Annotated in this window: 15 protein-coding genes and 2 pseudogenes; 12 read left to right on the top strand and 5 right to left on the bottom strand. The window is 73.9% G+C overall.

Annotated features, from left to right (window positions below; genetic code table 11):
* The 11 genes and pseudogenes from J7I97_RS28965 to J7I97_RS28915 form a co-directional block, all read left to right on the top strand.
* Window positions 1–326, top strand: a pseudogene (locus tag J7I97_RS28965) (hypothetical protein); the annotation flags it as partial.
* Window positions 327–652: 326 nt separating this feature from the next.
* On the top strand, window positions 653–7,726 hold the full coding sequence (locus J7I97_RS28960) for an amino acid adenylation domain-containing protein (RefSeq protein ID WP_214940558.1): 7,074 nt from the start codon (window positions 653–655) through the stop codon (window positions 7,724–7,726).
* Entirely contained in the window at window positions 7,723–7,935 is a 213-nt protein-coding gene (locus J7I97_RS28955; RefSeq protein ID WP_214940556.1) for an MbtH family protein, read from the top strand. The genes J7I97_RS28960 and J7I97_RS28955 overlap by 4 nt, the downstream gene beginning before the upstream one ends.
* A 141-nt stretch (window positions 7,936–8,076) precedes the next feature.
* Window positions 8,077–8,517, top strand: a complete 441-nt coding sequence (locus J7I97_RS28950; RefSeq protein ID WP_214940553.1) for a cobalamin B12-binding domain-containing protein — start codon at window positions 8,077–8,079, stop codon at window positions 8,515–8,517.
* Window positions 8,514–9,857 carry a methylaspartate mutase gene (locus J7I97_RS28945; protein ID WP_214940551.1) on the top strand — a complete coding sequence of 448 codons (1,344 nt, stop codon included), beginning with the start codon at window positions 8,514–8,516 and terminating at the stop codon, window positions 9,855–9,857. The genes J7I97_RS28950 and J7I97_RS28945 overlap by 4 nt, the downstream gene beginning before the upstream one ends.
* A gap of 52 nt (window positions 9,858–9,909) precedes the next feature.
* Window positions 9,910–10,893, top strand: coding sequence for an asparagine synthetase A (locus J7I97_RS28940; protein WP_214940549.1), 984 nt, complete (start codon window positions 9,910–9,912; stop codon window positions 10,891–10,893).
* Window positions 10,890–12,209 (top strand): glutamate synthase-related protein, encoded by a 1,320-nt coding sequence (locus tag J7I97_RS28935; RefSeq protein WP_214940546.1) that lies wholly within the window; start codon window positions 10,890–10,892, stop codon window positions 12,207–12,209. Before J7I97_RS28940 ends, J7I97_RS28935 begins: the two co-directional genes overlap by 4 nt.
* Window positions 12,206–12,844 (top strand): hypothetical protein, encoded by a 639-nt coding sequence (locus tag J7I97_RS28930; protein WP_214940544.1) that lies wholly within the window; start codon window positions 12,206–12,208, stop codon window positions 12,842–12,844. The genes J7I97_RS28935 and J7I97_RS28930 overlap by 4 nt, the downstream gene beginning before the upstream one ends.
* Before the next feature lie 183 nt (window positions 12,845–13,027).
* A complete protein-coding gene (locus J7I97_RS28925) occupies window positions 13,028–14,284 on the top strand; it encodes an MFS transporter (protein WP_214940542.1) in 1,257 nt (418 codons plus the stop codon).
* 12 nt (window positions 14,285–14,296) lie between these two features.
* Window positions 14,297–15,091 carry a 4'-phosphopantetheinyl transferase superfamily protein gene (locus tag J7I97_RS28920; RefSeq protein WP_251049587.1) on the top strand — a complete coding sequence of 265 codons (795 nt, stop codon included), beginning with the start codon at window positions 14,297–14,299 and terminating at the stop codon, window positions 15,089–15,091.
* A 95-nt stretch (window positions 15,092–15,186) separates the two neighbouring features.
* Window positions 15,187–17,484 carry an immune inhibitor A domain-containing protein gene (locus tag J7I97_RS28915; RefSeq protein ID WP_214940540.1) on the top strand — a complete coding sequence of 766 codons (2,298 nt, stop codon included), beginning with the start codon at window positions 15,187–15,189 and terminating at the stop codon, window positions 17,482–17,484.
* Window positions 17,485–17,574: 90 nt separating this feature from the next.
* Here J7I97_RS28915 and J7I97_RS28910 read toward each other — a convergent pair.
* Window positions 17,575–17,829 (bottom strand): annotated as a pseudogene (locus J7I97_RS28910) (tRNA (adenosine(37)-N6)-threonylcarbamoyltransferase complex transferase subunit TsaD); the annotation flags it as partial.
* 68 nt (window positions 17,830–17,897) lie between these two features.
* Complete coding sequence (locus J7I97_RS28905; protein ID WP_251059261.1) at window positions 17,898–18,953, bottom strand: phosphatidylinositol-specific phospholipase C domain-containing protein; 1,056 nt, start codon at window positions 18,951–18,953, stop codon at window positions 17,898–17,900.
* A gap of 189 nt (window positions 18,954–19,142) precedes the next feature.
* On the opposite strand from J7I97_RS28905, the gene J7I97_RS28900 reads away from it, so the two are divergent.
* Complete coding sequence (locus tag J7I97_RS28900) at window positions 19,143–20,150, top strand: serine protease (RefSeq protein ID WP_251059260.1); 1,008 nt, start codon at window positions 19,143–19,145, stop codon at window positions 20,148–20,150.
* 28 nt (window positions 20,151–20,178) lie between these two features.
* On the opposite strand, the gene J7I97_RS28895 is transcribed toward J7I97_RS28900, so the two are convergent.
* The 3 genes from J7I97_RS28895 to J7I97_RS28885 all read right to left on the bottom strand — a co-directional run.
* Complete coding sequence (locus J7I97_RS28895; protein ID WP_214940538.1) at window positions 20,179–21,591, bottom strand: NAD(P)/FAD-dependent oxidoreductase; 1,413 nt, start codon at window positions 21,589–21,591, stop codon at window positions 20,179–20,181.
* Window positions 21,592–21,733: 142 nt separating this feature from the next.
* Window positions 21,734–22,666: an oxidoreductase gene (locus J7I97_RS28890; RefSeq protein WP_214940536.1), complete on the bottom strand. Its 933-nt coding sequence runs from the start codon at window positions 22,664–22,666 to the stop codon at window positions 21,734–21,736.
* Between the two features lie 56 nt (window positions 22,667–22,722).
* Window positions 22,723–23,723: transcriptional regulator (locus J7I97_RS28885; protein WP_308369340.1), on the bottom strand; the 1,001-nt coding region annotated here is incomplete at its 5' end.

The following is a 23,723-nucleotide window of genomic DNA, read 5'->3' as shown; positions in this document are numbered from 1 at the left end:
CCGGCACAGGCCAGAACCCCGTGACGTTGCCCAAGCCGGACCCCGCGCCGAAGCCCGACCCGGCGGCCCCCAAGCCGGACCCCGCGCCCAAGCCCGACCACCCGCAGTGGCCCGGCCAGACACCGAAGCCGGACGGGCAGCAGTGGCCCGGCCAGACGCCCAAGCCCGACCCGCAGCAGCAGAGGCCGGACGAGGAAACCACGCCGGCGCCGGATCCCGACTCCGACTCCGAAGCCTCCGACGATGCCCCGGCCGAACCGTCGGACGAACTCGACGGCCCGCTGTCTCCGGTGAAGGCCCCCGGAACCGGACCCGCCGCTCCCTGACCCACCGGCCCGGCAGGCACCCTGCCTGCACACCACCCGACACCCCCGCGGGCGCGAACCGGCACCACCCGGTCCGCGCCCGCAGGCACGCCCGGCAGGGGCCCGGGCGGCACGCCGGGGGCGTACTCGGGCCAGGCCCCCGCCCCGGCGGGGCAGCCCCCTCCCCGGCAAGCGGCAAGCGGCAAGCGGCAAGGGACCGGCAGTTCCAAGCGGCAGCGCTGGGGCCCGCAGCTGCCGCGGGGACTGCCCGCCGCGGGCCGGGGCGGTGCCTAGCGTGGGGGCACGGAGTCCGCTCCGCTCCCGTCCCCTCGCCTGGAGGCCCCGCGATGCCCTCGACCGCCCCCACCGCCTCCGCCGTCCTGGACGGCGGCCCGGCGATCACCCCGGCGCCCCGCGTGCTCGACCGGATCGCCGCCCAGGACGCCGAGCGGGTCGCGCTGGTGCACGGCGAGCGCCGGATGACGTACGGGCAGCTGGCCCTCGCGGTGGCGTTCCGCGCCGAGGAGCTGGCCGGCGACGGGGCGGGCCCGGGGCGGCTGGTGGCCGTGCACCGGCCCCGCGGAATCGACGCGGTCGTGGGTCTGCTGGCCGCCCTGCGGACCGGGGCCGCCTATCTGCCGCTCGATCCCGCCGCCCCCGCCGCCCGCAACGCCGCCATCCTCGCCGACTGCGCCGGCAGCGCCGGCAGCGAAGTCCAGCTGGACGAGGGCGAGTTCGTACTCCCCGGTGACGGGGTCGCCGAAGGCGCCGCCTACGTGATCTACACGTCCGGCTCAACCGGCACACCCAACGGTGTGGTCGTCGGCCACGAGGCCCTGGCCCACTTCACCGCCGGTTCCACGCTCCGCTACGGGATCACCGCCGAGGACCGCGTCCTCCAGTTCGCACCGCTGCACTTCGACGCGAGCGTCGAGGAGATCTTCCTGACCCTCGGCGCCGGCGCCACCCTCGTCCTGCGCGACGACGACATGCTCGACGTCCCGGGCCTGCTGGCCGGCTGCGCCGCGCACGGGATCACCGTCCTCGACCTGCCCACCGCGTACTGGCACGAGCTCGCCCACGCCCTGGCCTGCGGCGTCGCCGAACTCCCGGCCACCCTGCGCACCGTGGTCATCGGCGGCGAGGCCGCGCTGCCCGAGCGGGTCGCGCAATGGGTCCGGGCCGTGGACCCCGAACGGGTGCGGCTGCTGAACACCTACGGGCCAACCGAGGCCACCGTCGTCGCCACCGTCGCCGACCTCTCCCGGTACGCGGGCGGCCCGGTGCCCATCGGCGAGCCGCTGCCCGGCGTACGGGCCGCCGTGGTGGACGGCGAACTGTGGCTGCTGGGCGGCGCCCTGGCCCTGGGCTACCTCGGCCGGCCCGAGCTGACGGGGCACCGCTTCGCCGCGCTGGGCGCGGAGCGCGCGTACCGCACCGGCGACCTGGTCTGCGTACGGCCGGACGGGCAGCTCGGGTTCCGGGGACGGGCCGACGACGAGGTGAAGATCAACGGCCATCGGGTGGACCCGGCGTCCGTGGAGTCCGTACTGACCGCCCACCCCGGGGTGCGCGAGGCGGCCGTGGTGCCGCAGGAGACCCCGGACGGGGTCAAGCGGCTCGTCGCCTTCGTGGTCGCCGCGGACGGGGTGGGCGCCCGGGAACTACGGGCACACGCACGGGCGGAGCTGACCCCGGCCGCCGTACCGAGCACGGTGACCCTGGTCGCGGCCCTCCCCCGGACCTCCTCCGGGAAGATCGACCGCAAGCTGCTCAAGGCACCGGCGCGGGACGCCCACGCCGTCTTCGACGGGACCGTACTGCCCGCCGAGGACCGGGTTCCGCTGTCCTTCGCCCAGCGCAGGCTGTGGTTCCTGGCCGGGCTCGAAGGGCCCTCGGCCACCTACAACCTCCCCGTCGTGCTGCGACTGGACACCGTCCCCGACCACACGGCCCTGGAGGCCGCCCTCGCCGATGTGGTGGAGCGGCACGAGGTGCTGCGCACCGTGTACCCGGCGGTGGACTCCGAGCCGTACCAGCATGTGCTGGACGCTCCCCCGGTCCCCCTCCCCGTGCGCGAGTGCGCGCCCGGCCAACTCGACGCGCTGGTCGCGGCCTTCGCCGCCGGCACCTTCGACCTGGCCGCCCATCTCCCGGTCCGGGCCGGCCTGTTCCTCCCCGGCGACGGCTCCGCCACCCTCGCGCTGCTCACCCACCACATCGCCACCGACGGCTGGTCGGCCGGACCACTGCTGCGCGATCTCGGCGAGGCCTACGAGGCCCGGCTGGCCGGCGCCGGACCCGGCTGGGATCCGCTGCCGGTGCAGTACGCCGACTACACGCTCTGGCAGCAGGAAGTACTGGCGGATCCCGCCGAGTTGGTCGACCACTGGCGGGCCGCGCTCGAAGGGATGCCGACGGTGCTGAACCTGCCCGCGGACCGGCCGCGGCCCGCCGAGCCGACGGGGGAGGGCGCGACACTGGTCGCCCGGCTCGACGCCGCGGCGCACCGCCGGCTCAGCACGCTCGGCGAGGAACGCGGGGCCAGCCTGCTGATGGTGCTCCAGCCGGCCCTCGCGCTGGCGCTGGCCGCCGTCGGGGCCGGTACCGACATCGCGATCGGCACCCCGGTCGCGGGGCGCGGCGACGAGGCCCTGGACGGCCTGGTCGGCTTCTTCGTGAACACCCTGGTCCTGCGTACCGACGTCAGCGGCCCCGCCCCGTACGCGGAGCTGGTGGACCGGGCGCGGGACGCGGACCTGGCCGCGTACGCCCACCAGGAACTGCCCTTCGACCTGCTGGTGGAGCACCTCAACCCGGAGCGCGGGCTCGCCGTCAACCCGTTCTTCCAGGTGATGCTGACCGCGCAGGGCCACGAGGACACGGCGCTGTCGCTGGGCGGCGGGCTGACCGGCCGGTTCGCCGAAACGGGCCTGGAGGCAGCCAAGTTCGACCTGAGCGCCTCGTGCGTGGAGCTGCCGGACGGCGGCGGGCTCGAGGTGTGGTGGCAGTACGCGGCGGACCTGTTCGACCCGGAGACGGCCCAGCTGCTGCTGGACGTGTTCCTACGGGTCCTCGCACGCGCGGCGGCCGACCCGCATGGCCCGGTCACCGAACTCCCGCTGCTCACCGAACAGGAGGACGCCGCGGTCACGGAGCGGCGGGAGCGGCTCGCCCGGGCCCGCGCCAAGGCCCAGGAGTCGGCCGCGGCCGTCACCGCCCCCGCGCACTCGCCCGCTGAGGACGTGCTGTGCCGCCTGTTCGCCGAGGTGATCGGGCTCGGCCCGGTGGCTCCGGACGACAACTTCTTCTCCGTGGGCGGCCATTCGATGATGGGGGTGCGGCTGGTCAACCGGATCCGGGCCACGCTGGGCGTCGAGGCCCGGATACGGGACCTGTTCCTGGCGCCGACACCCGCCGAGCTGGCGGTGCGCCTGATGCGGGAGGACGGTCCTGGCGGACCCGGCGCGCCGGCCGGGCGGCCAGCGCTGGCCGCCGTACCGCAGGCGCTGCGGCCGGAGCGGATCCCGCTGTCGTACGCGCAGCGGCGGCTGTGGTTCGTGGACCAGCTGGAGGGGCCGAGCCGCTCCTACACCATCCCCTTCGCGCTGCGACTGGAACGCCCGCTGGACCCGGACGTGCTGGCCGAGGCGCTGGCCGATGTGGCGGGGCGGCACGAGGTGCTGCGGACCGTCTACCCGGCGGTGGACGGGCAGCCGTACCAGCGGGTGGTGGAGGCCGCCCGGCCGGTGCTGGAGCTGGTCTCCGCGTCCGCCGGGGGGCTGGCGGCGGCGGTCGACGCGGCCTGCGGGCACGCCTTCGACCTGGCGGCCGAGCTGCCGCTGCGGGCCTCGCTGATCACGGCCGGCTCCACTCGGGTGCTGGTGCTGCTGGTCCACCACATCGCCGCCGACGGCTGGTCCACCGGGCCGCTGCTCGCCGACCTGGCCACCGCGTACGAGGCCCGGGCGGCGGGGCGGGAGCCCGGCTGGCAGCCGCTGCCCGTGCAGTACACCGACTACACGCTGTGGGAGCGGGCGGCCCTGGACGGCGACGCCGCCGCCGGCCATGCCGCCTTCTGGAAGGAGACCTTGGCCGGCGCTCCCCCGGTGCTGGAGCTGACCGCCGCCCGCACCCGGCCCGCCGAGGCCACCCACCGCGGCGACGCGACCCCGCTCGTCCTGGACACCGCCACGCACGCCCGGCTGGAGCGGCTGGCCCTGGACCACGGGGCGACGCTGTTCACGGTGGTCCAGGCGGCCCTCGCCGCCACCCTGACCCGGCACGGAGCGGGCACCGACCTGCCGCTGGGGACGGTGACCGCCGGCCGCGACGACGAGGCCCTGAACGACCTGGTCGGCTTCTTCGTCAACACCCTCGTCCTGCGCTGCGACACCTCCGGCGACCCGACGTTCGCCGAGCTGCTCCAGCGGGTCCGGGACACCGACCTCGCCGCCTACGCCCACCAGGACCTCCCCTTCGACCTGGTCGTGGAGCAGCTGAACCCGGTGCGCTCCACCGCCCACCACCCCCTGGTGCAGGCGATCGTCCAGGTGCACCCGGCCGAGCCGGAGAGCGCGCACGGGACGGCGCTGGCGGGGACCCCGCTGGGGGCGGCCTCCGGGTTCACCAAGTTCGACCTGACGGTCTCCCTGCGCGAGACGCGGTCCGCGGACGGGGCGGCGGCCGGGCTGGCCGGCGTACTCGAATACGCGACGGACCTGTACGACGAGCCCACCGCGGCGATGCTGGCCGGGCACCTGGAGCGGATCCTGCGGGCGGTGGCCGAGGACCCGGCGCAGCGGATCGGGGACATCGGGCTACTGTCGCCGCAGGAGGAGTTCGCGCTGGTCGAGGAGTACAACGACACGGCGACCCCACGGGCCGAATGCGGTCTGGTGCACGAGCGGTTCGCGGCGCAGGCCCGCCGGACCCCGGACCGGATCGCGGTCTCGTACGGGGAGGAGAGCCTCAGTTACGCCGAGCTGGACGCCCGCGCCAATGCCCTCGCCCATGAGCTGATCGCGGCCGGGGTGAGCCGGGACGGGGCGGTCGGTGTGCTGATGGACCGCACCCCGCAGCTGCTGGTGGCCGCGCTGGGCATCCTCAAGTGCGGGGCGGCGTACGTGCCGTTGGATCCCCGGCTGCCGGACGCCCGGGTCCGCATGGTCATGGAGGACGTGTCGGCGGCGGTCCTGCTGACCCAGCGCGCACACCTCGACGATGCGGCGGTACGGCAGGAACGCGCGGCCGGCGTCGCCGTGCTGGCCGTGGACGCCCTCGCCGCCCAACCCACCGCGCAGGGCCCCGGCATCGCCGTCGGCGAGGACGCCCTGATGTACGTGATGTTCACCTCGGGCTCCACCGGCCGTCCCAAGGGCGTCGGCGTCACCCACCGCAACGTGGTCGAGCTGGTCACCGACCGCTGCTGGAACCTGGCCAACCACCGCCGGATGCTGGTCCATTCCGCGATCGGCTTCGACGCCTCGACGTACGAGCTGTGGGTCCCGCTGCTGAACGGCGGGCAGCTGGTCATCGCCCCCGGCGACGGCACGGACCTCGCCGAGCTCGACCACACCGTCCGCACCTACGACGTGAGCGCCGCCTACTTCACGATGGGCCTCTTCCACATCATGGCGGACGAGGGGCTGGACACCCTCAAGCTCCTGGACGAGGTCTGGACCGGCGGCGACGTGGCCTCCCCGAGCGCCCTCCAGCGGGTCCTGGAGCACTGCCCGGACACCGTGCTCGTCCACTCGTACGGGCCCACCGAGACCACCTTCGCCTCCCATCAGCAGCGCTTCCCCATCGGCCAACGGACCGTGCACGGCGTGTACTTGGGTTCCGCGCTGGACAACACCCGGGTCTACGTCCTGGACGCGCGGCTGCGGCCGGTCCCGGTCGGGGTAGCCGGGGAGATGTACATCGCCGGAACCCAGGTGGCCCGCGGCTACATCGGCCGTCCGGGGCTCACCGCCGAACGGTTCGTCGCCGACCCGTTCGGCGCGGACGGCGGCCGGATGTACCGCACCGGTGACCTGGTGCACTGGACCCCCGAGGGGGAACTGCGGTTCATCGGGCGGGCCGACGGCCAGATCAAACTGCGCGGCTTCCGGATCGAGCCCGGCGAGATCGAGGAGACCCTGGCCCGCCACCCCGGCGTCGGCCAGGTCGCGGTGGTGGTCTTCGAGGACGGCCCGGGCGGCAAACGGCTCGTCGCGTACGCCGTCCCGCGCGCCGGCCACACCCTCACCGACACCGGGCTGCTGCGCTGGGCGGCGGGTGAACTCCCGGAGCACATGGTGCCGTCGGCGGCCGTCGTGCTCGACGCCATCCCGCTCACCGTCAACGGCAAGCCGGACCGCAAGGCCCTGCCGGCGCCCGCTATGACCGCCCGGCCCGCGGGCCGGGCGGCGCGCACACCGCGCGAGGAGGTGCTGTGCGGGCTGTTCTCCGAGGTCCTGGGCGTGCAGGGGGTCGGGATCGACGACAACTTCTTCAGCCTGGGCGGGCATTCACTGCTCGGCGTGCGCCTGGTCAGCCGGATGCGGCAGGTGCTCGGGCTGGAGCGCGGGGTGCGGGACCTGTTCCGCACCCCTACCGTGGCGGGGCTGCTGGGCGACGAACCCACCGGCTTTGACCCGATGGGGGTCCTGCTGCCGCTCAACGCCCGTGGCGCGCGAGCCCCGTTGTTCTGCATCCATCCCGGGACGGGTGTCGGCTGGCCGTACGCCGGCCTGGCCCAGCACCTCGGGCCCGACCAGCCGCTGTACGCCGTCCAGGCGCGGGCGCTGAGCGAGCTCGGGCACAGCCCCGGGACGGTGGAGGAGATGGTGGCGGACTATCTGCCGCTGATCCGCGAGATCCAGCCGCACGGCCCGTACCGCTTCCTGGGCTGGTCCTTCGGCGGCACGGTGGCCCACGCGCTCGCGGTCCGGCTGGCCGAGCTGGGGGAACGCACCGCTCTGCTGGCCATGATGGACGTCCATCTGCTGCCGACCGAGCCCGAGCGGCGCCGGATGACGCCCGCGCAGAAGCGGGACATGCTGGTCGGCGATGCCACGGACGAGCCCGAGGACGCGCCCTTCGACGTGGACGCGCTCATCGGCCTGGTCCGGCTGAAGGACCCGGTGCTCGGCGCCTTCACGGACGAGGAGATCCGGTCCGTGATCGGCGCCTCCATCAACCACGCGGAAATCATGAACCTGTACGCCCCGCGCCCGGTCGCCACCGACATGCTGTTCCTGGCGGCCATCGAGGACGGGGAAACGGAAAACACTCTCGCACAGCACTGGATTCCCTATGTGGAAGGCCGTGTCGAGAATCACGTCATCGGGGTCCCGCACACCCGAATGGGAGAACCCGAACCGCTCGCTCTGATCGGCCGTATCCTTTCCGAGAAATTGAGGAGTCTGTCATGACCAATCCTTTCGACGACACCGAGGGCACCTGCACCTTCCATGTCGTGGTCAACGAGGAGGGCCAGCACGCCCTGTGGCCCGTCTTCGCCGCCGTTCCCGCAGGCTGGGACGTGGTGTGGGGCGAGGGGACGCGGGCGGACGCGCTCGCGTACGTGGAGGAGAACTGGAGGGACATCCGGCCGAAGAGCCTGGTAGCCCAGTACGCGTAATTCACTTCCGAATGCCGAGGAGCCGTGTCCCGCAGTGGCGGGACACGGCTTTTTCATGCCCGCGGGACCGTGTCGAATTCCGCCACATACTGCCGCCGCAACTTCCCCTCGGCCGGTCCGCCGCTTTCTATATTTCTCGGTATGCGACGACGGAATGCGAACATCCTGCTGGCCGGTACGACATCGGATTCCCACACCTGGAACCTCGTCTATCTCCAGCTCCTCCTGGAGGAGCTCGGGCACCGGGTCCACAATCTGGGCCCCTGTGTGACGGACGACCTGCTGACCGGTGCCTGCGCCGCCGAGGGGCCGGACCTCGTGGTCCTCAGCAGTGTGAACGGGCACGGCTACCGCGACGGGCTGAGCGCGGTGCGGGCCGTCCGCGCGGCCGGCCTGACCCTCCCGGTCGTCATCGGCGGCAAGCTGGGCGTCGCCGGGGCCGTCGACCCGGAGCGGCGCGGGCGCCTCCTCGACGCCGGCTGCGACGCGGTCTTCGACGACGGCGACGTGCAGGCCCTCCGGGTGTACCTGGCCCCGCTGGGGGCCGCCGCCGGGTCCGCGCTCAAGGAGGCCGTGGCATGACCGCCGCCACGCTCGCCGCACCGAACGTGGCCCCGCCCGCCTCACCCGCGCTCTCACCCTCGTCCGCCTCCGGCCCCTCCCCCGTGCCCTCGTTCGGGGCCTTCGTCGCCGATGCGGCCGCCGCCGGGCAGCTCGTCGTGCAGCCCCGGATGGGTTTCAGCGACCTGCGCCGGATGCGGGCCGGCCTGGAGCGCGCCAAATCGGCCGTCGGCACCACCGCCGGCACCCTCACCCTCGACAGCTACACCCGGGTCGGCGACCACGCCGCCGCGCGCGCTGCCCTCGCCGAGGGCACCCCGCTCAACGGTTACCCGATCGCCACCCATCCCACCGCCGATACCCGGGCCCTGCTGGAGGGGGTACTGGACGCGGACTTCCCCGTCCAGGTGCGGCACGGGTCCTCCCGCCCCGAGGGCATCATCCGGGCGCTCGCCGCCGCCGGACTCGACGCCACCGAGGGCGGACCGGTCTCGTACTGCCTGCCCTACGGGCGCACCCCGCTCCCCGAGTCCATCGACAACTGGGCCCGCTCCTGCGAGCTTCTCGCCGCCCTCGCCCCGGCCCCGCGGGTGCCGCACATGGAGTCCTTCGGCGGCTGCATGCTCGGCCAGCTCTGCCCGCCCGGGCTGCTGGTGGCGCTCAGCCTGCTGGAGGGCATGTTCTTCGCGCAGCACGGCATACGGAGCGTCTCCCTCAGCTACGCCCAGCAGACGAACGCCGCCCAGGACGCGGAGGCGGTGCGGGCGCTGAGCCGGCTGGCCGGGGAGTTCCTGCCGCCCGGCGTGGACCGGCATGTCGTCCTCTACACGTACATGGGCGTCTTCCCGCACACCACGCGGGGGGCGACCCGGCTGCTGGAGGCCTCGGCGCGGCTGGCGGTACGGGCCGGGGCGCAGCGGCTGATCGTGAAGACCGCCGCCGAGGCGCACCGGATCCCGACCGTGCTGGAGAACGTACGGGCGCTGGAGACGGCCGCGGCCACGGCGGCCCTGACGGAACGGCCGGCCGGGCCCGGGGCGCCGTCCGACAGCGAGGTGTACCGCGAGGCCCGGGCCTTCGTGGAGGCCGTCCTGGAGTTCGGCGAGGACCTCGGGCGGGCGCTGCGGACCGCTTTCGCGCGCGGGGTGCTGGACGTCCCGTACTGCCTGCACCCGGACAACGCGGGGCGCTCGCGCAGCTTTGTCGACGCGGGCGGGCGGCTGCGCTGGTCCGAGGTGGGCGCGATGCCGGTGGCCCCGTACGCCTGCCGGGGCGGGCGGGCGCCGATGACCTCGGACGGGCTGCTCGCGGCGGTGCACCGGATGGCCCGGCAGTACGACACGGCGGGGGCCGGCGAGTGAACGCCCCGACACCCCCTCCCCTACAGACACATCGATACGAACAGGAGTCGACATGGAGCTTTTGACCCCTCCCCCGCTCGGCGAGCACCTGCGTTCGCCGCGACTGCGGTCCGCGATGCTGGTGCAGCAGGAAGTCCTGTACGCGGCACGGGAGTTCCTGCGCGGCGAGGGTTTCGTGGAGCTGCTGCCGCCGCTGGTGGGTCCGGTCACGGATCCGGGCGGTCGGGGAGCGAAGGCGCTGGACGTCGACTACTACGGGCAGCCGTACAAGTTGATGACGAGCGCGATCCTCTACAAGCAGGCCTCCCTGAAGGGCTTCCCGCGCCTGTTCTACATCGCGCCGAACGTCCGGGTGGAGCCGCCGGAGACGGCCTCAACGGGCCGGCATCTGGTGGAGTTCCACCAGATCGACGTGGAGCTGGCGGGCGGCAGCCGTGACGATGCGCAGCGGATCGCGGCCGGACTGCTGACGCATGTGGTCGGTCACGTGTGGCGCGTGGCGGCCGATGTTCTGCGCGAACTTGGCCGGGACGAGCTGGAGTTCGCGGAGCTGCGGTCGGGGAAGTTCGACGTCTGCACGCACGAGGAGGCGGTGGCCCGGCTGCTCGGCCGGGGGCACCCGCAGAGCCCGGACGCCGAGATCGACTGGGCCGGCGAGAAGGTGCTCTCCCTTGAGGCCGACCGGCCGTTCTTCATCAACGACTACCCCAAGGGCTCGCGCGGTTTCTACGACCGCGAGGATCCCGAACGCCCCGGCGTGCTGCGGAACTTCGACCTGATTGCCCACGGCGGCTACGGGGAGCTGGTCAGCGGCAGCGAGCGGGAGTCCGACTACGCGGCGATCGTGACGCGGATGCGGGAGAGCGGGGAGAACCCGGCCAAGTACGCCTGGTACCTGGAGCTGGCCCGCGAGGGCATCGAGGCCAGCGCCGGCTTCGGGATGGGGCTCCAGCGGCTCGTCCGGTACCTGACGGGGCTGGACGCGCTGTGGCAGGTCAGCGCCTACCCGAAGCTGCCGGGGGTGATCGCGCCGTGAGCGGCCTGCACGCGGCCGGGTTCCCGGAGCAGGCGGTACGGGCGCGGGCCCGGGCGGGGACGGCGGAGGTGTTCCCGGCGGCGGGGGCGTACGGGGCGCAGCTGTTCGGCTCCTCCGCCGATGGCGGAGGCGGGGACGGCCGGGACGGCCGGGACAGCCTGGACGCCATGCGCATCGTGCCGCCCGTGTTCATGCCGAGGCGGCTGGAGCGGCTGATCGAGCTGGGCCGCGAGCCGTCGTACGAGGACGTGGACCTCGGCACCACGGTCGGCGGCTTCCGCTCCGAACTCCCCTTGTACCTCTCGGCGTTCGGATCCACCCGGGCGGGCAGCGGCGACCTCGGCGTGGCCGCGGGCCGGCAGGCGGCGCGGCTCGGCATCCCGATGGTGATCGGCGAGAACATGGTGCCGGTGCACGGCTATCGGCGCGGCGACGACGGCATCCGCTCGGCGCTGCTGGAGCGTGTGGCGGCGTACGCGGAGACGGTCGCGGACGGGGTCGGCGGGGTGGTGGTGCAGCAGTCCACGGAGGACGCCGACTCGGAGGTGTGGAACCTGCTCTACAGCGACCCGGGCACGCGGGCCCTGCGGGACTCCGGGCGGCTCGGCTTCGAACTGAAGGTGGGCCAGGGCGCGAAGCCGGGCCTCGGCGGCATGACCGTGGTCGGCGAGCCTGAAGCGGATCAGCTGGCCGGGCAGTTCACCGTACGGAACCTGCTGGGCGACACGGCTCACCGGCTGCGCTGCGCGACGCCCGGTACCTTCACGGAGGAGATCGTCCGCCAGCAGCTGCGGTTCATGCGGAACAACTTCCCGCTGGCCAGGACCTGGGTGAAGTTCCACCCGGGGCGGGACATCGCGCGGGCCGCCGGCACCGCGTGGGCGGCGGGCGCGGACGCGGTCACGGTGGACGGCGCGGAGGGCGGCACCGGCTGGGCCCCCCGGGTGTTCCTGGACCAGGTGGGGCTGCCGCTCGTGGAGTGCCTGCGCCGGATCGGCCGCCCGGGCGGGGACCTGCTGGCCACGGGCCGCATCTGGGAGGGCGGCCGCGCCACCCGGGCCCTGGCGCTGGGCGCGACCGCGGTGGGCCTGGGCCGTGCGGCGCTCCTCGCGGTGGACGAGGACCCGCGATCGGGTCTGATCCGCCTCGTGGAGGCGCTGGCACTGGAACTCCGCCTCCTGACCAGCGCCGTCGGCCAATACCACCCGGCGGACCTCACCCCGTCGGACCTCTGGTCCCCGGACACCCCAGCCTCTACCACCGCCGCGGCGCCGCCACCGACCCCCGCCGCCGCCCGACCGGGGAGCGCACAGTGACCCGGCCCCGGCCGGCCCTTCCCGTCGGGCCCGCCCACCCCAGCGACCTCGGCAGGCCCGACCGCCCCGGCGAACTCGACAGACCCGGCGGCCCCGCCAGACCCGGCAGGCCCGACCGCCCCGGCAACCTCGCCAGGCCCGGCAGGCCCGACCGTCCCGGCAACCTCGCCAGGCCCGGCAGGCCCGACCGTCCCGGCAACCTCGCCAGGCCCGGCGGGCCCGACCGTCCCGGCAGCCTCGGCAGGCCCGACCGCCCCAGCAGTCCCGGCAACCTCGCCAGTCCCGGCGACCCCGGCAGGCCTGGCAGCCCCAACAACCCCCGCAGGCCCGGCGGCCCCGGCGGCCCCGGCAGGTTCTCCCGTTACCGCGGTGGCGGGGCCCCCGGCCGGCTGCCCGGTGTGGTGCGGGCACGGTTTCGGGTCTCCGAGATCCCCGGGGTCACCGTAACCCCTGCCCCCGGCGCCGCCACGGCCTCCGCGGCCGCCTCCCGGGCGCTGGCCGAATGCGGCCTCGCCCACCTGGGAGGGCACCTGGAACTGCGTACGTACGGGCCCACGCCCCGGGCCCGCGACCTGACCCACGCCGCCCGCAGGGCAGTGGCGGCCGCCTTGTCGGGCACGCCCCTAATCCGCTGACCCTCTTTCCACGTCCCGCCTCGCAGAGCGTAGGTACACGGGCCCACGCCCCGGGCCCGCGACCTGACCCACGCCGCCCGCAGGGCAGTGGCATGCCCCGCATCCGCTGACTCCCTTTCCACATCCCGCCTCGCAGAGGTCAGGGCCCCGCCTCGCAGAGAACTCGCAGAGAAGGTGCGCTCCATGGACAGCCCCGTACAACCCGCCCCCGCCGCCGTGCAGTGGGGCCGGGTCAGTTCGCTCGTAGGTGGCCAGGCCGCCGTGCAGCTCGGCAGTTTCGCGCTGCTCATCGCCATGAACTGGACCGCCGTGCAGCTCGGCGGCACCCGCGCGGTGACGACGCTGATGCTCGCCGCCACCGCGCCCCGCGCCCTCATGCTCATCTTCGGCGGCGCGGTCGCCGACACCCTCGGCCCGCGTTTCGTCCTGCTGCGCACCACCACCGCCCGTGTCGCGCTGCTCGCCGCCGGAGCCGTGGTCACCGCGACGACCCACCAGCTCTGGCCGCTCGTCGTGATCGCCCTGGTCGAGGGGATCCTCCTCGGCCTCGCCGGCCCGGCCTCCGGTGTCCTGCTGCCCATGTTCGCCCGCGGCGACCAGCTGGCCCGTGCCAACTCCCTCTACGCCATGGTGCTCCGCGTCGCGCCGATCCTCGGCGCCCCGGCCGGCGCCTTCCTGATCACCGTCGGGGAGCTGTGGCTCGCGATGCTGGTCGGTGCGGTCACCGGGGCGATCTGGCTCGGCTGCCTGCTGCACGTCACGCACGGGTTCGTCCGGCCGGAGCCCGAGCCCGGGGTGTCCCTGGTCAAGCGCTCCGGCGACGGATTCCGCCTGCTGGCCCGCCACCCGCGGCTGCGCTGGATGTTCCTCGCCGCGCTCTGCCTGGACATGGCCTTCAGCTGGCCCGCCGAGGTGGCCCTCCCGCTGCTGGTCTCCGAGCGCGGCTGGGGTGTCGGCGCGGTGGGTGTGGTGCTGGCCGCCTTCAGCGTCGGCGCGCTCGGTTCCAGCGCGGCCGGCGCCGCCCTCGCCCACCGCATCCCGATGTTCGTACGCCTGGTCGTCACCGGGGGCGGCCTCGCCGCCGGGATCCTGGTGATGGCCCTGATGCCGTCCGTGGTCTCGCTCACCGCCGTCGCGGCCGGCGTAGGCCTGCTGTCCGGGCTCAACGGCCCCGCGATCGTCACCCTGTACCAGCAGTCGGCGCCCGAGGACCGGATGGGCGCCGCGATGTCCACCCTCTCCCTCGCGGGCATCGGCACCGCGCCGATCTCCATCGCCGTCTTCAGCTCACTGTCGCTGGTCCTCGGCGTCCAGACCACCTGGCTGCTCTGCGGGGCCATCGCCTTCGTCTCCCCGCTCGCCGCGGTCCTGGCCCTGCGCCACCCCGCCCGGGCCGAGGAGCCGGCCACGGCGGAACTCCCCGTCCCGGCCACGGTGTGAGGAGGCCCCGCCATGAGCCTCGCCGTGACCCCTGCCATGAGCCCCGCCATGAGCCCCGCCGCGACCCCCGCCATGAGCCCCGGCACGACCCTCGCCGCTCGCCGGCTCCTGCTCCCCGAGCGGCTGTCGGAGCCCGGCCCGGTCGGCCCCGGCCGACGGCCACAACTCGTCCCGGCGAGCCCCCAGTTGTGGCTGGTGGACACCACCGGCTACCGCGTCCACGCCGCCCGCCACGCCCCCGGCACCCTGGACGCCCAGGAGCTTGAGCGTGCCGCCGAGTTCGTACGCGCGGCCGACCGCGACTCCTACGTCTGCGCGCACGTGGCCCTGCGCCGGCTGCTCGGCGCGTACCTGGGCCTGGCCCCACACGAGGTCACCGTCGAACGGGCGCCCTGCGCGCACTGCGACGAGCCGCACGGGCGGCCCGTACTCCCGGGCGGGGCCCTGCACTTCTCGCTCTCGCACTGCACCGGGATCAGCCTGCTGGCCTTCGCGACCGCCCCCGTGGGCGTGGACGTCGAGGAGATCGTGCTGCCGCGCACGATCGCGGAGACGGCCGATGTGCTGCACCCGAGGGAGGCGGCCGAGCTGGCGCTGCTGCCCGCCGGGGAGCGCTCGCTCGCCTTCACCCGGGTGTGGACCCGCAAGGAGGCGTACCTGAAGGGGCTCGGGGTGGGGCTCTCGGAAAATCCGGCGGCGGACTACGTGGGTTCGGGGCCGGTGCCGGCCCGGCTGCCGGGGTGGTCGGTCACCGACGTCCGGGTCCCGGAGGGCCATTGCGCCGCGGTGGCCCTCCAAGACCCCTGACCCGCCATCTATCCATCACCTGTCACATGTGAAATATTACCTGCGCTTCGACCCAACTCATCGAAAGGTCGCCCACGTTGCGCAGACTCGCTGCGGTGGGAGCGGCGATATCGATCGCCCTCCTCGCCGCCCCCGCGCTCGCCGCCACCCCGCCCCCGATACCGACCGCGCAACCGGGCGCCCGGCAGGCCGAGCATGCCGCCGCCCCGCCGCCCGCACCCCTCGAACTCCAGCGTCAGGCCCTGCGCCGCCAGGCCCTGGAAAAGGTCGCGGCCGGCGGCCCCGAAGGACTGCGGGCCGAGCCGGACGGCACGCTCCCCCGCCAGGCCAAGGTCGGCAAGCGGTACGTCGAACTCGCCCAGGAGCGCAAGGACAAGGTCTTCGTGATCCTCGCCGAATTCGGCGACCAAGTGGACACCACCACTGAGTTCGAGGGCAAGCCGCGCTTCGGCGGCACCCCCGGCCCCCGTCACAACACCATCGGCAAGCCGGCCAAGGACGACAACCACACCCTGTGGCGCAAGGACTTCGACCGGGCCTACTACCAGAAGCAGTTCTTCTCCGCCGAGCCGGAATCGGCGTCCATGCGGGCCTACTACCGGCTCCAGTCCTCCGGCCGCTACGACATGGACGGCACCGTCTCCGACTGGGTCAAGCTCCCCTGGAACGAGGCCCGCTACGGCACCGACAACTGCTCCGAGCCCGGCCAGTGCCGCACCAACTGGGACATGATCCGGGACGCCACCGACGCCTGGTACGACTCCGAGCGCGCGAAGGGCCGTACGCCGGAGCAGATCAAGGCGCAGCTCGCCGAGTACGACGTGTGGGACCGCTACGACGCCGACCACGACGGGAATTTCGACGAGCCGGACGGCTACCTCGACCACCTCGTCGTCGTGCACGCGGGCAAGGACCAGACCTGGGGCGGCGGGGCGCAGGGCAAGGACGCCGTCTGGGCGCACCGCTGGTTCGCCTACTGGAACCAGGCCGGCAGTGCGGGCCCTGAGGGCAACAAGGCGGGCGGCACCCCGGTCGGCGACTCCGGGATCTGGGCGGGTGACTACCTGACCGGCGGCGAGAACAGCGGAGCGGGTCTGTTCTCGCACGAGTTCGGGCACGACCTGGGGCTGCCGGACCTGTACAGCTCGGACGGGGACAACAGCGTCAACTACTGGTCCCTGATGTCCTCGGGCTCGTACCTCGGCAAGGGCCGCAACAGCACGGGAGAGTTCCCGGGCGATCTCGACCCGTGGAGCAAGCTCCAGCTCGGCTGGCTGGAGTACACGGAGGCCGACGCGGGCCGCAGGACGCGCGCCGTGCTGGGCGTGTCCGGCTACAACACCGATGACCCGCAAGCCCTGTTGGTCCATCTGCCGCCGTCGGTGACCCGCACCGAGCTGACCGACCCGTACGAGGGCGCCAGCCAGTGGTGGAGCGGCACCGGCGACTTCATGGACAACACCCTCGGGCGTACGGTCGACCTCACCGGCGCCGCCGGGCCCGCGCGGCTGGACGCCAAGGTCTGGTACGACATCGAGCAGGACTTCGACTTCCTGACGGTGGAGGCCTCCACGGACGGCGGCGCGGCCTGGGCGCCACTTCCGGGCACGGTGAACGGGGGCGCGATCCCGCCGAAGGGCGTCTCGGGCACCTCGTCCGGCTGGGCGGACCTGAGTGTCCCCCTGGACCGGTTCGCGGGCCGGAGCGTCCAGCTGCGGCTGCGCGTCACCTCGGACGGCAACACCCACGGCAAGGGCGTCACCTTCGACTCCATCCGCGTCACCGCCGACGGCCGGGAGCTGCTGAACGACGGCGCGGAGCAGGGCGCGAACGGCTGGACGGCGGTGAAGTGGTCGCGTACGGAGGGCCGTACGGGCAGCGAGCAGCATCCGCGCGCCTACCTGGTCGAGAACCGGCGCTACACCGGCTACGGCAGCGGGCTGAAGACGGGCCCGTACAACTTCGGCTTCACGGGCGACACGGTGGAGTTCTACCCGTACCAGCAGGGCGTGTTGATCTGGCTCTGGGACACCGCCTACAGCGACAACACCACCAAGGCCCATCCGGGCGGCGGCCTGCTGCTCCCGGTGGACGCCCGGCCGGAGCCGCTGACGTTCGCGGACGGCTCCCTGCTGAACGCCCGCGCCCAGACCTTCGACGCGCCGTTCTCCCTCCGGGCGAGCGACCGGATCGTCCTGCACAAGGCGGGCGCCCAGGTGGTGATCCCGTCGCGGCCGGGGGTCCCGGTCTTCGACGACCGCCACGGCTCGTACTGGAACGCCGAGCTGCCCCAGGTCGGGGTCAAGGTCCCGGACACCGGAACCCGGATCGCGGTGGTGAAGGAGGCCTCGGGTGGGGCGCTCACCACCGTCCAGGTCAGCCCGTCCCCCTGACGCCCTGACGGGTCGCGAACGGCTCCGGTCCGCGTGGGCCGGAGCCTTCGCGGGCCGGACCCTTCGCGGGCCGGCCGGCGGTCAGCCGGTCAGCCCGGAGAAGGAGAAGGACCAGACGTACGGGTCCTGCGTGCGCGGGCCGCCGGTCAGCGGGCGGGGAAAGGAGACGGCCTTCGGGTTCCCGCCCCGGGCGGCGCGGTCGATGGCGGGCCCGCCGGGGTACGGGAGTCCGAGTACCCGGGCGACCTTGTCGAAGCACTCGCCGGCCGCGTCGTCCAGGGTGTCCCCGAAGTGCAGGATCGGCTCGCGCACCAGGCCCCGTACGAGCAGCAGCGACTCGATGCCGAGTACCACCGAGACCCCACCACACACCCGACCCTTGTTGCGAACGACTTGCAACAAGGTTACTCGGGCTACTGGCCGCGCGGCACCACGGTCGCCAGCACCGCCGGCAGCGGGTACCAGTCCGCCGAGGCGATGGACGCGTGGTGCGCGGCCATCAGGAGGACGCGGTCCCGGGCCTGGGTCTCGGTCGGGTGCACGGCGTCGATGGCGGGGGCCACGTTGTGGGCGTCGGTGGCGATCAGCAGGTAGTGGTTGCGGTCGTACCAGCCGGTGTCGATGGAGCCCCCGGCGTACGCGCTCGCATCCCCGTCGAAGATCACGAACCAGGGGCGGATCGAGGCGACCGCGTACCGGCCGCGCGGATCGCCGGCCTCGGCGCGGTGCACGGCGGGAAAGGCGGCGGCCTGGCCCAGCTTGCCCGTGGCGGCAAGGGTGCGCAGGTGGGTGGCGTACTCGCGGTCCGTCCAGAGGGTGTCGGAGCTGTTGCCCTCCTCCAGGGTGCCGGGGATCAGCTCGACGAGGAACTTCCCCGCCATGGCGCTGCGCCCGGGCCAGGCCCCGGCCTTGGCGGCGGAGTCCAGGTCGGGGTATCCGGCGGCCAGCTGGCCGGGCCGGTACACGGCGTCGCCGAGCTTCGAGGTCAGCAGGGCGTCGAGTTCGGCGGGACCGCGCCCGAGGTTGGCGGCGAAGCCGTCCTTGAGCTCCAGCTTGAGGACGACCGGCCGGTGGCCGGGGTGGGCGTCGTGCCAGCTGCGGATGTCGGAGAGGCAGCCCGCGAGGTTCTGGTTGCGGGACTTGGTGCGCAGCTGGGCGGGGCTGGTGGCGTTCTCGCAGTTGCTGTCGTTGCCGAACGGGTTGTCGTGCGAGACCCGCCAGGAGCTGCCGAAGAAGTTCGTCCACACGTCGAGTTCGAGCATCGCCGCGCCGGAGTCCAGCGCGTCCGCGAAGTAGGGGTACTTGGCCTTGTCGTAGGCGTTGTGCACGCCGACGCCGGTGGACCCCGCGTACGACAGGTCCGCGGCCGCTTCCGCCGGGGCCGCTCCCGCCGGGGCGGTGCCCAGTGCGAGGGCCACCGCCGCGAGACCCGCCGTCACCGCGCCCGCCATCCGCTTCCGCAATCTCATGCTTTCGGCTCCCGTCGCCGCACCTTTGGCCAAGTCGCCTGGAGCGTAGGTGAGTTGGGTGACGTACGGAAGGACGAGGGATGACGCGCGGAGGGCTGTGAGGACGGACACATTCCGATACCGGAACCTGTGTCACCTTTATCCGCATCGCACGTAAGATCGAGCGAGTCCCCGGAGCAGGAGCGCCACATGTTCACCAAGGACCAGCGGCGGGCCGTACGGGTGTGCGCGCTCGTCGGCGTCTGCTGCGCCCTGCTCCTCGGCGCCGCCGGGTACGCCTGGAAGGTGCACAGCCTCGCCGGCCACCTCGCGGACGGGGATCCGGCGCGGGGAACGTACATACCGGACCCGGGACTCGCCGACAACGCGGGATTCGCCGTGCTGGACGGGCTGGCCGGGGATGCCGGGGAGGCCCGGCCCGCCGACCCGGCCTCCCACCCGGCCGCCGACCCGGCCCCCACCGAGGTACCGCCTCCGGGTGACGGCAAGGCCCCGGCGGAAGACGCGCCCCCCGTGCACTGGCGGTCCGCCGGATGGCAGCCCTCCGACCCCCTCGAAGGCCGGCCGACCGCCGCCGAACCGACGATCGGCGCGCTCTTCTCCCCCGGCGAGGACGGCGACCCCTACCACCACTGCTCGGCGAGCGTGGTCCACTCCCCCGGCGGCGACCTCGTCGCCACCGCCGCCCACTGCGTCCACCAGTTCGGCTTCCGCACCAACCTCGTCTTCGTTCCGGCCTACCGGGACGGCGAGGCGCCGTACGGGGTCTGGGTGCCCTCCCGGATCGACGTGGACCCCCGCTGGGCGAGCGAGCGCGATCCGGATCACGACGTGGCGTTCCTCCGGCTGCGCAGCCCGGGGCATCCCGACCGGCGGCTGGAGGACGTCACCGGGGCCGAGACCATCGGCTTCCGGCCCGAACTGCCCGCGCCTGCCCGGCTGGTGGGCTACCCCAACGACACCGAGCAGCCGCTGGACTGCCGCAACACCGCCCGCGCCGCCGGGCCCACGCAGCTGCGGCTGGACTGCGCGGACGTACCCGACGGCACGAGCGGCGGCCCCGTGCTGACCGACGCCCACACCCTGATCGGGGTGATCGGCGGCCGCGACGGGGGCGGGGACGACGAGACCTCGTACAGCAGCTACTTCGACGACAGCGTCCGCGCCCTGTACGAGCGCTCGACCGGGGCGCCCTAGAGAGACGCCCCAGCGCCCGTTCCGCCGGTCAGGCGACCGGATCCGCACTTTCCGGCGGTCCGTGGTGCGCCGGATAGTCGGTGGTCGCCGGGGCCGTCGGCAGCCGCCACTTGGACAGGACCCGGACCACCGTGCCCGGGCTGAGCAGGGCCTCCGGGGCGGTGGACAGGGACAGCACGTCGAAGAACGGCGCGGAGATCGCCGGGTCGGCGTTGGCGCCGACCATCACCCGGGACATGTACTGCTGGAGGACCCGGGTGGCCAGGTCCGGCGGCGGCCCCTCCGTCCAGGGATAGCGCATGTCCTCGCTGGTGGCGATCTGCCAGGCCACCTCCGCGGCGGCGGCGGTCTTGCGCTGGATCCGCCGGGCGGCGCCCGGGATCTCCCTCAGCTCCAGGCCGCCCAGCTCCTCGTCCAGGGCGTCCGCGGCGAGCGCGGCCACCGTCATCCCGTGTCCGTACACGGGGTTGAACCGGCAAGAGGCGTCGCCGAGGACGACGAAGCCGGCCGGCCAGCGGTCCAGCCGTTCGAAGTGGTGCCATTCGTTGGCCGTGCTCCGGAAAGCCGTCGGCGAGGACAGCGGTTTCGCGTCGCGGATGGCGTCGTACAGGACGGGGCTGCGCAGACTGCGGGCGAAGCCGAGAAACTCCTCGTCCCCGGTGGGCGGGACGTGTTCGCCGTTGCCGATGAGCGTCACCAGCCAGCGGCCGCCGTCCAGCGGCACCAGCACGGCTCCGCGCGGGCTGTCCGGGCGGCCCTGGACATACAGGCCCTGCCAGCGCCGGGTGGGATCCTTCGGCATCTCGTAGTAGCGGCTGGAATAGCCGAGACGGGAGTCGTAGCGGGTGACCGCCGGGGCCGGGTTGCCGATCGCGGCGAGCCAGGCGGGGGCCTTGGAGGTGCGTCCGGTCGCGTCGACCACGAGGGCCGCGGCCAGCCGGCCGCCGTCGCGCAGTTCCACACCGGTCACCGAGCGGCCGTCGGCACCGGTGACGAGTCCGGTGGCCGGGGAACCGGCCCGTAACCGGATCCGCTCGTCCCGCAGGACCTCCTGGCGCACCGTCCAGTCGAGCAGTTCCCGGCTGCCTACGAGGATCTTGGCCCCGGGCACCTGATCGAACCAGTCGGCCGGACTCAGCCAGAGGAAGTCCCCCGGCGATTCCAGCACGGCGGCCCCCGCCACCACCAGTCTCGCGGTGATACCGGGCAGCATGCCCTCGATCAGCTCCACGCCCCGCGACCACAGCACGTGCACGTGCCGGGACTGCGGGACACCGGGCCGGAACGCCGGCCCGGTCTCCGCGAGCTCGTCCCGCTCCACGAGGGTCACGCGGGCGAACCGCCGGGCGAGGACCCTGGCCGCCAGGAGCCCGGTCATCCCCGCGCCGAGGACCACCGCGTGGTCGTGGCCTTCTGGGTGGTTGTCCGTATCGTCGTCCATGCCGCCGAGTCTCCCGGGGCGTCCGCGTCCCAGGTCAGGTCACGACCGGGGCGCCTTGAGGCACCCGGGGGCGGACGGGCTCACACCGGGGCGCCCGGCGGGAGCGGCGCGGCGAACGGGAGCAGGGCGGCCGGGCCGCGGCTCAGCGCGACAGGGCCGGGTACGAGACCCCGGTGAGTTTCTCCGAGGCGGCCCAGAGCCGTTCGCCGGCGGTGTCGTCCAGGGTCCGCTTCGCCCGCCAGGACCGTACGGGCGCCCCGCGCCAGCCGAGTCGCGGCCCGATGAAATCGTCCGGGCGCACCCCGGGTGCGGTGGCCGCGTACAGGGTGGGCAGCGCGCCGGTCGCCGCGGGCTGCGCGATGACCGCGTTCCCGAGTTCCATCAGCCGGGCGGCGGCCTTGCGGCCCTCCTGCCTGGGTGCGGCGGCCTGGAGGTTGGTGGCCGCATATCCGGGGTGCGCGGCGGCCGCGACGATCCCGGAGCCGGCGGACGCGAGCCGCCTGGCGAGTTCGTGGGTGAAGAGCAGGTTGGCCGTCTTGGAACGGCCGTAGACGACCCAACGCCGGTAGCTGTGCTCGCTGTTCAGGTCGGCCAGGTCGATGTCGCCGAGTACGTGGAAGCCGCTGGAGAGGTTGACGACCCGGCCACCGGGGGCGGCGGCGAGCAGCTGTGGCAGGAGCAGCCCGGTCAGGGCGAAGTGCCCGAGGTGGTTGACCCCGAACTGGGTCTCGAACCCGTCGGCGGTCCGCCCGAACGGCAGTGCCATCACGCCCGCGTTGTTGACGAGAAGGTCCAGGGCGTCGCGGCGCTGCGCACAGCTTTTCGCGAACTCCCGTACGGAGCTGAGATCCGCGAGGTCCAGCGGCATGAACTCGACTTCCGAACCGGGCACTTCGGCGCGCAGCCGTACCACTGCCGCCCGTCCCCGCGCGGCGCTGCGGCAGGCCAGCAGCACGTACGCGCCGCGCCGGGCGAGTTCGCGGGCGGCGACGTAGCCGATCCCGCTGTTGGCCCCGGTCACGACCGCCGTGCGGCCACTCTGGTCGGGTATGTTCGCGGCCTTCCAGCCAGGCATGGCATCTCCCTCTACGGGCTACGGCAGGCAAGCTACCTCCGGTAACCCCGGTAACGCTACGCGGAGCCGGTCGCCGCCGACACCAGTACGTCCCCCGCCGCGACCCTGCTGTAGAGCACCGTACGCCCCGTGCGCCGCCGCAGGATCAGCCCGGCGGCGAGCAGCACCTTCAGCTGTCCCGCCACCGCGCCCAGGCTCAGCCCGGTCAGCGCCACGAGCTGCGTCGTGGACTTCGGGCTCTCCAGCAGCACCAGCACCCGCGCCCGTACCGGCCCCAGCAGCCCGACCAGCGCCTGCGGGGCCGCCGAGCCCGCGCCCGGCTGCGTGAGCTGCCCCTCGCACGGATAGACCAGGGCGTGCCGGTGCGCCCCTCTCCAGGCGACCCAGCCGTGCCCGGGCGTCACCGGTACGAAGACCAGCCCGGCCTCCCCCGACAGCTCGCGCGGCGGCCGCTGCTGGAGGTTGATGCGCAGCCGCCCCTCGCCGAGCCACGCCATGCCCGGCCGCATCCCGGACAGCGCCGCGGCCCACCCCCCGAGGCTCAACTGCCGGGTGCGGACCAGGATGTCCGCCTCGGCGACCCGGCGGCGCCGCTCCCAGTCGGGGCGCACGGCCTCGGCCCACAGCCACTCCAGCAACTCCGCCATGCGCGGGCCCAGTCCCCGGGCGCGGATCAGGGCGTCGGGGAGTCCGGAGGCGGCGCGCAGGTTGGTACGCACCACCGCGTCCGGGGTCGCGCGGACAGCCTCCAGTTCCTCCCCGAAGGGGCGTCCGTCCGGCGGCGGGGTCAGGAAGTCGGCGATCCACAGCCGCCCGAGGGCCGCCCGGACCAGCTGCGCGGTGAGCGGCTCGGCCGCCATGTAGGCCCGGTAGCGCGGGAGCTGGTCCGTCAGCCAGGCCCGCTCGGCCGGATGCGCGGCGGTGCGCCGTTCCAGCGCCATCATCGTGGCCGTGGTCTCGGCCAGCGCGGACACCACGAACCGGCTGTCCGCCAGCGCGTCGGTGTCGATCCGCCACCAGCCCATGCCGGGCCCCTCCGATCCAGTCCAACCCGGCC

Source organism: Streptomyces sp. ISL-87, from assembly GCF_018614095.1.
Lineage (GTDB): Bacteria > Actinomycetota > Actinomycetes > Streptomycetales > Streptomycetaceae > Streptomyces.
This window is presented reverse-complemented; position numbering and strand designations above follow the sequence as displayed.

What these genes read in the sequence shown, in the direction of transcription:
- J7I97_RS28960 (WP_214940558.1), top strand. Translation starts at nt 653, where the DNA reads ATGCCCTCGACCGCCCCCACCGCCTCCGCCGTCCTGGACGGCGGCCCG.
- J7I97_RS28955 (WP_214940556.1), top strand. Translation starts at nt 7,723, where the DNA reads ATGACCAATCCTTTCGACGACACCGAGGGCACCTGCACCTTCCATGTC.
- J7I97_RS28950 (WP_214940553.1), top strand. Translation starts at nt 8,077, where the DNA reads ATGCGACGACGGAATGCGAACATCCTGCTGGCCGGTACGACATCGGAT.
- J7I97_RS28945 (WP_214940551.1), top strand. Translation starts at nt 8,514, where the DNA reads ATGACCGCCGCCACGCTCGCCGCACCGAACGTGGCCCCGCCCGCCTCA.
- J7I97_RS28940 (WP_214940549.1), top strand. Translation starts at nt 9,910, where the DNA reads ATGGAGCTTTTGACCCCTCCCCCGCTCGGCGAGCACCTGCGTTCGCCG.
- J7I97_RS28925 (WP_214940542.1), top strand. Translation starts at nt 13,028, where the DNA reads ATGGACAGCCCCGTACAACCCGCCCCCGCCGCCGTGCAGTGGGGCCGG.
- J7I97_RS28920 (WP_251049587.1), top strand. Translation starts at nt 14,297, where the DNA reads ATGAGCCTCGCCGTGACCCCTGCCATGAGCCCCGCCATGAGCCCCGCC.
- J7I97_RS28905 (WP_251059261.1), bottom strand. Translation starts at nt 18,953, where the DNA reads ATGAGATTGCGGAAGCGGATGGCGGGCGCGGTGACGGCGGGTCTCGCG.
- J7I97_RS28900 (WP_251059260.1), top strand. Translation starts at nt 19,143, where the DNA reads ATGTTCACCAAGGACCAGCGGCGGGCCGTACGGGTGTGCGCGCTCGTC.
- J7I97_RS28895 (WP_214940538.1), bottom strand. Translation starts at nt 21,591, where the DNA reads ATGGACGACGATACGGACAACCACCCAGAAGGCCACGACCACGCGGTG.
- J7I97_RS28890 (WP_214940536.1), bottom strand. Translation starts at nt 22,666, where the DNA reads ATGCCTGGCTGGAAGGCCGCGAACATACCCGACCAGAGTGGCCGCACG.